At 62.8% G+C, this 2,210-nt stretch carries 3 protein-coding genes; all 3 read left to right on the top strand.

Annotation, left to right across the window (positions count from 1 at the left end; genetic code table 11):
- The coding region (locus HX846_RS26110; protein WP_178966377.1) for a phosphatase PAP2 family protein at positions 1-270 on the top strand (270 nt) is incomplete at its 5' end.
- A gap of 73 nt (positions 271-343) precedes the next feature.
- Positions 344-1,042, top strand: a complete 699-nt coding sequence (locus tag HX846_RS26105) for a response regulator transcription factor (RefSeq protein ID WP_102369812.1) — start codon at positions 344-346, stop codon at positions 1,040-1,042.
- On the top strand, positions 1,032-2,210 hold a 1,179-nt coding region (locus HX846_RS26100), incomplete at its 3' end, for a HAMP domain-containing sensor histidine kinase (RefSeq protein ID WP_178966376.1). The genes HX846_RS26105 and HX846_RS26100, both read left to right, overlap by 11 nt.

Here is a 2,210-nt window from a genome sequence, read left to right as displayed (position 1 = left end):
CATGCGGCGACCGGGTTTGCGCTGTTTGCGTTGTTTTTTGCCCTGAGGGATCGCCGACCGCGGATGGCGCGCTCGGCGTTCATGTTTGCGCTGGGCCTGGGCACGGTGCTTTCGGTGAGCCGCACGATGCAAGGGGCGCACTTTCTTTCCCACAACGTGTGGACGGCAATTTTCAGCTGGCTGATTTGTTTGGGCGCCTATTACTTCCTGCTGTACCGGCCGGTGAAAACACCGCAGCCCGCCTTCCGCAAGCAGCCCGTGACGCCGTGATGATCAGCCCTTGCCTAGCCGGGGGCAAGGGCGCAACACTCTGCGCACTTTTTGGCAACGATCCTGCTGAGCCATGTCCGATACCCTGTTGCTGATCGAAGACGACCTGCCCCTGGCGGCACTGACGGCCGAGTTCCTGCGCGCCGAAGGCTTTACCGTCGCAGTGGAACACCGTGGCGACCACGCCGCCCAGCGTATCCAGGATGAACAACCGGCACTGTTGATCCTCGATGTGATGCTGCCGGGCATCGACGGTTTTACCCTGTGCCGACAGATTCGCGACCACTACCCTGGGCTGATCCTGATGATGACGGCCCTGGACGAGAACGCCGAACAATTGGTGGGGTTTGCCGCCGGGGCCGACGACTACGTGGTCAAGCCGATCGACCCGCAACTGTTGCTGGCAAGGATCCGCTCGCTGCTGCGCCGCCATCCCCAGGCCCCCCGCAGTTACTACCAGTGGGGCGCTTTTCGGCTGGACCTGAACAACCACTTCGCCTGGCTCGGCGAGGCGCCCTTGCAGTTTTCGGTGGCCGAATTCGAGTTACTCGCCATCTTTGCCCGCCATTGCGGCGTATTGCTGACCCGGGAAAAGCTGCTCCAGCGCCTGCGCGGCCTGGAGTACGACGGGCTGAACCGATCGATTGATATGCGGGTGTCGCGCTTGCGCAAAAAGCTGATGAGCCTTGAGTGCCCCGTGACCATCCAGACCATCACGGCGCAGGGATACCTGTTCGTCGAAATCCCGACGGGGAGCCAGCATGCTGTCTAAAGTCCGCCCGTGGATGGCCATCGCGGCCGGCACCAGCTGGGCCGCCCTCACTTTTTACCTGTTGTGGTTGTGCTCGAACGCCTCGGTGTTTATCGGCGACTACAGTTTTCTGCGGCTGATGGCCGGGCCGGGTTATCTGGTTGCCGAGCAACTCAAGGCCTTGCCCGCCGAACAACGGGAGGCGCGCATCGAGTCACTGCAAGCACGCTTTCAGTACCCGGTGAGCCTGGTGAAAAAGGATGATATCGAGCTGCCGCCTGAAGCTATTGTGATGCTCGACCACCATCAACCGGCGCAGAACAGTGATGAGGACGTCACCTACTTCCCGCTGGACGATGACACGGTGATTCAATTCGGCCCCTTGTGGGGAACCGCCGAAGTGAAGGACCTGCTGCAATATCCGGTGTACTGGGTGACCGCCTGTGTCGCCGGCCTGCCGGTACTGCTGTTTCTCTGGATTGCCCTGCGTGCCCGGCGCAAATACACCCATGACCTCGATGCCCTCAATGCCTGCATTGCTACCCTCGCCCGCTCGCCCAACACGCTGCTGCCCGCGATGAGCCAGGAGTGGGCGCCGCTGCTGCTGACCTTGCAACGGCACGCGCTGGACATCAGCTCGATGGGCGAACGCCACCGGGAGGTTTCCCAGGCGGTGTCCCACGAACTGCGCACACCCCTGGCGCGGATGCGTTTTGCCCTGGCACTGCTGAGTAAAAGCGCCGACCCCGACACCCGCACCCGCCTGCAAGAGCGCCTGCACACCGATATCGAAGAACTGGAGTCGCTGGTTCGCGCCAGCCTCGCCTTTGCCCGGCTGGCCGATGCACCCAGCGACCTGCAGCATGAGCCAATCAATCTCCATGCCTGGCTGCAGCAGGAGTTTGCCCTGCTGGACGGGCACCATCGCTTGCTGACCCTGGACACCGACCCGGCCGACCTGGAACTGATCGGCGACCGCGCCCTGCTGCATCTGATCGTGCGCAACCTGTTAAGCAACGCCATTAACTACGCCCGCGAACGGGTGAACGTCAGCGCCGCGTGCCAGGGCCAGCACCTGGTGCTGCATGTGGATGATGACGGCCCGGGCGTGCTGCCGGAAAACCGCGAAAAGATCTTCGAACCCTTCGTACGCCTGGCCATGGGCGGCGACGAGCCCAGCGGGTTTGGC

This window comes from Pseudomonas sp. K5002 (assembly GCF_013386655.1).
In the GTDB taxonomy this organism is placed as follows: domain Bacteria; phylum Pseudomonadota; class Gammaproteobacteria; order Pseudomonadales; family Pseudomonadaceae; genus Aquipseudomonas.
Note: the sequence above shows the minus strand (reverse complement) of the source record. Positions and strands in the feature narration are given on the sequence as shown.

Coding starts and splice junctions, on each gene's coding strand:
- HX846_RS26105 (WP_102369812.1), top strand. CDS start 344: ATGTCCGATACCCTGTTGCTGATCGAAGACGACCTGCCCCTGGCGGCA.